This window comes from Rhizobium moroccans (assembly GCF_057559155.1).
In genome coordinates, this window is the sequence record NZ_JBHFJG010000013.1 from 107,272 (window position 1) to 112,705 (window position 5,434).

Here is a 5,434-nt window from a genome sequence, read left to right on the forward strand (position 1 = left end):
CCCCCCCCCCCTCGCCGGCCGGCTTGCGCCGACCTGCTATCTTGGCGAACGCTGCCAGCGCCCACGCGATGTCCTCTTCAGTCGTCGCGGAACCGAGAGACATTCTCAGGGCGCCGAGCTTCGGATCATGTCCCATGGCCGTGAGCACATGGCTTTCCCCGACCTTTCCGGAAGAGCAGGCGGAGCCCGCCGACAAGGCAATTCCTTCCAGATCGAAGGCTATCTGACCGGTTTCCGACTTGAGACCCGGCAGAGTGAAGAAGACCGTATTGGCCACTCGCGCCACATCCGAACCATGGATCAGCACATCGCCGGCGGCCTCCCGCATGCCCGCTTCCAACCGGTCGCGCAAGGCGGCGATCTCGGCATTCCGTTCGACAAGCCCATCGAAAGCGGTTTCCGCCGCCGCACCGAAGCCGACGATGGCATGGAAATTCTCGGTTCCGGAACGATGGCCCTTTTCCTGCCCGCCGCCACGGATCAAAGGCGCCGGCATCAGCACTTCACCGCGGGAAACGAGCGCACCGACGCCCTTAGGGCCGCCGATCTTGTGCGACGATAGGATCAGGAAATCCGCGTCCAATGCCACAATGTCGAGAGGAATGCGTCCGGCAGCCTGGACGGCATCCACGACCATCAGCCCGCCATGGGCATGCGCCAGCCGCGCAGCTTCCGCCACGGGCTGGATGATGCCGGTCTCGTTATTGACGAGCATGACGGCCACCATGGGCAGGCCTTCGGATCGATCATGTGCGGCAAGCAGCCGTTCGAGCGCGGCAATATCCACGATACCTGCCGGCGTCACCGGCACCTCGGTCACCTGAACGGATGCGAAGCGGCCGCCCTCGCGAATCGCCGGATGCTCGATCGCCGAAACGTAAAGCCGGCTGAAGACGAGCGGGGAGCGCCCCATGCGATAATCCGGAACGAGGGCATGGTTTGCCGCTTCGGTCGCGCCGCTGGTGAAGATCACGTGCGCGGGTTCCGCGCCGGCAAGTGCGGCCACCTGTCGCCGCGCCTTGTCAATGGCAGCGCGCGCCGCGCGCCCCTCGCCATGCACCGAAGAAGCATTTCCCGGCAGCTTCAGCGCATCGATCATGGCGGCGCGCGCGGCTTCCCCGAGGGGAGCCGTCGCATTCCAGTCCAGATATATGCGTGGCTGTGCCATTGCCTGATCCGGTTCCGTATCTAAATAGCCATCGAATTTCACAGAAGCAGCCCATCGGACCGCATTTTCCTTGAAATTTCCGTCAGGCTTAGCTTATGAGACGTCCGAACGGCGCTACTCGGCGCCAGTTTCGAATGGTTCTAAACTGTTTTAGAAAAGCTGACTGGCTTCGTCAAGTCAAACTCGATGTGATGATCAGTTCCGAACCACCACGCTGACCGGAGTACCGATGCCCGAAGTGATTTTCAACGGCCCCGCGGGCCGCCTGGAAGGCCGTTATCAGCCCTCCAAGGAAAAAAGCGCGCCGATCGCGATCATCCTGCACCCGCATCCGCAGTTCGGCGGGACGATGAACAACCAGATCGTCTATCAGCTTTTCTACATGTTCCAGAAACGCGGCTTCACGACGCTTCGGTTCAATTTCCGGAGCATCGGGCGGAGCCAGGGCGAGTTCGATCACGGCGCCGGCGAGCTTTCCGATGCCGCTTCCGCGCTCGACTGGGTGCAGAGCCTGCATCCGGATTCGAAGAGCTGCTGGGTGGCGGGCTATTCCTTCGGCGCCTGGATCGGCATGCAGCTTCTCATGCGTCGTCCGGAGATCGAGGGTTTCATCTCGGTCGCGCCGCAGCCGAACATCTACGATTTCTCTTTCCTGGCACCCTGCCCTTCGTCCGGTCTCATCATCAATGGTGATTCCGACAAGGTCGCGCCGGAGAAGGACGTCAACGTGCTGGTGGAAAAGCTGAAGACGCAAAAGGGCATCCTGATCACGCACCGCATGGTGCCGGGCGCCAACCACTTCTTCAATGGCCAGGTGGAAACACTGATGGGCGAGTGCGAGGATTATCTCGACCGCCGCCTGAATGGCGAGCTGGTGCCGGAGCCTGCGGCCAAGCGCATTCGCTGAACTGCGACGCCGCAGCAATGCGGCGACCGCTTCCTATTTCACTCTGGTGATATGCGGTTTGGCGGCCGCCAGCGACGAAACCTCGCGCGCCGCCTCCCGCACGCAGTTGCGCCCTGCCCGTTTTGCTTCGTAGAGCGCCACATCGGCGTCCCGCATCGCATCTGCCGTCCTTGCGCCCGGAACGAGTTCGGCCACGCCGAAGCTTGCCGTCACCGATAGAGAATTCGGCAGGCCGGCGATCTTCATCTCCTCCGTCCCGCTCCGCAGCGCGTGTGCGAACATGGCCGCCACCTCCATGCTCGTCCCCGGAAGGAATATGGCGAATTCCTCGCCCCCTATACGCCCCACCACGGATTTGACCGGCGCACTCAAGCGCAAGAGATCGCCGAAGGCGCGGATGACCTGGTCGCCAGCCTCATGGCCATGGGCATCGTTGATGCTCTTGAAGTGATCGAGATCGCAGAAGATGAAGGCATGGCTGCCATCCGGCGAGCGAGCAATGGTCGCCGAAACGCCGTTGTCGAAGCCTCGCCGGTTGGCAAGGCCGGAAAGCGGGTCTTGCTCCGAAATGCTGCGCTCGTCGGCCATGATACCCAGCACGAAGACCGAAAGCAGCATCAATCCCACGGCAACGATCAGGATCGCCGTCGAACTCTGGGAGACCAGCGCGTAGTTGGTGCCGATGTAATCCTTCGCCGTTTGCCCCGCGCCGACCACGACCGCAAGGCCCGCCTTGGCAAAGAAATGCAGGCCGGTCAGTAAAAGGAGCCCGCCCAGGGCCCGGTCAATCGGGAGACGATGTGTTGAAGTGAGAACGGCGACAGCGCTGGACAGAATGACCAGTGCGAACGGTGCCTGATAAAGAAAAGCCTGCAGCGGCGTCCCACGGGGAAGGTCGTAGATAAGAAGATCGACAACTATCCCGGCCGCAAAAAACGCTCCCGCAAACGCGAAATTGATGCGCGAGCCGTAAAGTTCCCCGATGCCGATGCGCAGCAGGATCATCCCGCCCAGCAGGGTCGCGAAGGCACCTATGGCCCAGACCTTCGTCGCATCGCCATAGGCCACCAGTAGCTCACACAGGGCCGAGAGGGATGCGATCGCAAACGCGGCGGCGATCCAAAGCGCGGCAATGCGGTAGCGCGTTCGCGTCGAGACCACGGCGAACGCCATCGCGAAACAGATGGCGATAAAGAGATTAACCACCAGGAAGAAAGCTGCGCCGTTCATTGTTCTTCAGATGCAGGAATTCTGCATGGCCCCCGTGCCGTCCATGCAACAATAGAACGCCGACAAGAAGAAAATGTTAAAATTCGATCCAACTGCGCCGGCAGCTTAGGGCCTAGCAAGCACGCCGCCTGTTACCGGCGCAGCAACACCGGTCGTTCCCGGAAAGGTCAGTGGCAGGTTCTTGAGCGACCGCACGGCAAGATAGGCCCAGGCCTCCGCCTCCATGGCATCGCCATCAAGCCCCGCCTCTTCCGCGGCAATCACCCGTGCATTCTGCTTCCCGGCAAGCGCCGCGAGATCTCCCATCAGCACCCGGTTCAGCCTTCCGCCTCCGCATATGATGTAAAGCGCCGGCCGTTCGGGCAAATGAGAGGCGGATTTGAGGATCGCGGCCGCCGCGACATAGGCAAGCGTGCGCGCGCCGTCGGCGAGTTCCGCTTCGCTGCCCTTCGGCGGCAGGAAATCGTTGCGATCGAGGGAGCGCCTTGTTTCGGCGGAAAAGAAGGGGTTCGAAAGATAGTGTTCCGCAAGCGCGGCAACGATGCCGCCCTCGGAAGCGATCATGCCGCCCTGATCATACGGTATGCCGGCATGCGCCTCCACCCATTGATCGATCAGCGTGTTGCCGGGGCCGCTGTCATAGGCGAGGATCGTGCCGTCGCGGCCGATGAAGGTAAGGTTGGAAATGCCGCCGATATTGACGAAGCAGACCGGCGCGTCCTCGGTGGCGAGCCCTTGCGCCAGGGCCGCGTGATAGGCCGGCACCAGCGGCGCCCCCTGCCCTCCATGCTCCATGTCCTTGGCTCGCATGTCATAGACGACGGGTATGCCGATCTCGTTGGCCAGCAGGTTTCCATCGCCGATCTGGACGGTCAGCGCCTCGTCCGGCCGATGCAGAACCGTCTGGCCGTGAAAGCCGATCACGTCGATGTCGGCCGCCTTCAGGCCATTCCTTTCGAGAAACAGCCGCACCGCCTCCGCATGACGCAACGTCAGCTCCCTCTCGGTCGCAGCAAGATCGCCCGGACGCTCCGTCCTCACCCGGATTTCCTTGGCCTGCTCGAGCGCGAGCTTCAAACGATCGCGGAATGAGGGATCATAGGGAACGCCGAGGAAAGCGCCGCGCTCCACCATGGCCTCGCCGTCGGTCGCAAGCAGCGCCACGTCGATGCCATCCATCGAGGTGCCGCTCATCAGGCCGATTGCTGTTTTCATTCCATTCATTGATCTCACCCAGAATCACTTTTGAAGTGATTATGCGAGAAAACAATGCTAGACGCCGCCTCGCAAAATCAAAAACAAGTCCTCCCAAGGATCGATCATGTCCAGGTTCAAATCCGATTTTCTCCGCACGCTCGACGAACGCGGCTTCATCCACCAGATCTCCGACGAGACTGGTCTCGACGAACTGTTCTCGAAGGAAACCGTGACGGCCTATATCGGCTTCGATCCGACCGCGCCGAGCCTGCATGCCGGCGGCCTGATTCAGATCATGATGCTCCATTGGCTGCAGCAGACCGGCCATCGCGCCATCTCGCTGATGGGCGGCGGCACCGGCATGGTCGGCGATCCCTCCTTCAAGGACGATGCCCGCCAGCTGATGACGATCGATACGATCGAAAGCAACATCGCCTCCATCAAGCGCGTGTTCTCCAATTACCTCACCTATGGTGAAGGTCCGAAGGATGCGCTGATGATCAACAACGGCGACTGGCTGCGCGACATCAACTATCTCGAATTCCTGCGCGATGTCGGCCGCCATTTCTCGGTCAACCGCATGCTGTCCTTCGACAGCGTGAAGACCCGGCTTGACCGCGAGCAATCGCTTTCCTTCCTGGAATTCAACTACATGATCCTCCAGGCCTACGATTTCGTCGAGCTGAACAAGCGCTATGACACGCGCCTGCAGATGGGCGGCTCGGACCAGTGGGGCAATATCGTCAACGGCATCGATCTCGGCCACCGCATGGGCACGCCGCAGCTTTACGCGCTGACCTCGCCGCTGCTGACCACCGCTTCGGGCGCCAAGATGGGCAAATCACTTTCCGGCGCGGTTTGGCTGAACCCGGACATGCTGTCGGCCTATGACTTCTGGCAATATTGGCGCAACACCGAGGATGCGGACGTTT

The 5,434-nt window shown here is 61.4% G+C and carries 5 protein-coding genes; 2 read left to right on the top strand and 3 right to left on the bottom strand.

Annotated elements, in window-relative coordinates:
• Nucleotides 1–1,168 (bottom strand): cysteine desulfurase family protein (locus ACE04I_RS10190; protein WP_487207013.1); only part of this gene is annotated, 1,168 nt, incomplete at its 3' end.
• 229 nt (nucleotides 1,169–1,397) lie between these two features.
• On the opposite strand from ACE04I_RS10190, the gene ACE04I_RS10195 reads away from it, so the two are divergent.
• Nucleotides 1,398–2,075 (top strand): alpha/beta hydrolase, encoded by a 678-nt coding sequence (locus ACE04I_RS10195; RefSeq protein WP_046792321.1) that lies wholly within the window; start codon nucleotides 1,398–1,400, stop codon nucleotides 2,073–2,075.
• Nucleotides 2,076–2,108: 33 nt separating this feature from the next.
• On the opposite strand, the gene ACE04I_RS10200 is transcribed toward ACE04I_RS10195, so the two are convergent.
• Together ACE04I_RS10200 and ACE04I_RS10205 are read right to left on the bottom strand one after the other, a co-directional pair.
• Entirely contained in the window at nucleotides 2,109–3,305 is a 1,197-nt protein-coding gene (locus ACE04I_RS10200; RefSeq protein ID WP_046792322.1) for a GGDEF domain-containing protein, read from the bottom strand.
• A 105-nt stretch (nucleotides 3,306–3,410) separates the two neighbouring features.
• A complete protein-coding gene (locus ACE04I_RS10205) occupies nucleotides 3,411–4,529 on the bottom strand; it encodes an anhydro-N-acetylmuramic acid kinase (protein ID WP_487207014.1) in 1,119 nt (372 codons plus the stop codon).
• A 97-nt stretch (nucleotides 4,530–4,626) separates the two neighbouring features.
• Between ACE04I_RS10205 and tyrS the strand changes: the two genes are divergently transcribed.
• On the top strand, nucleotides 4,627–5,434 hold an 808-nt coding region (gene tyrS, locus ACE04I_RS10210), incomplete at its 3' end, for a tyrosine--tRNA ligase (RefSeq protein WP_487207015.1).

Excerpts from the sequence above, each read along its gene's own strand:
- ACE04I_RS10195 (WP_046792321.1), top strand. The coding sequence starts at position 1,398 with ATGCCCGAAGTGATTTTCAACGGCCCCGCGGGCCGCCTGGAAGGCCGT.
- ACE04I_RS10200 (WP_046792322.1), bottom strand. The coding sequence starts at position 3,305 with ATGAACGGCGCAGCTTTCTTCCTGGTGGTTAATCTCTTTATCGCCATC.
- ACE04I_RS10205 (WP_487207014.1), bottom strand. The coding sequence starts at position 4,529 with ATGAATGGAATGAAAACAGCAATCGGCCTGATGAGCGGCACCTCGATG.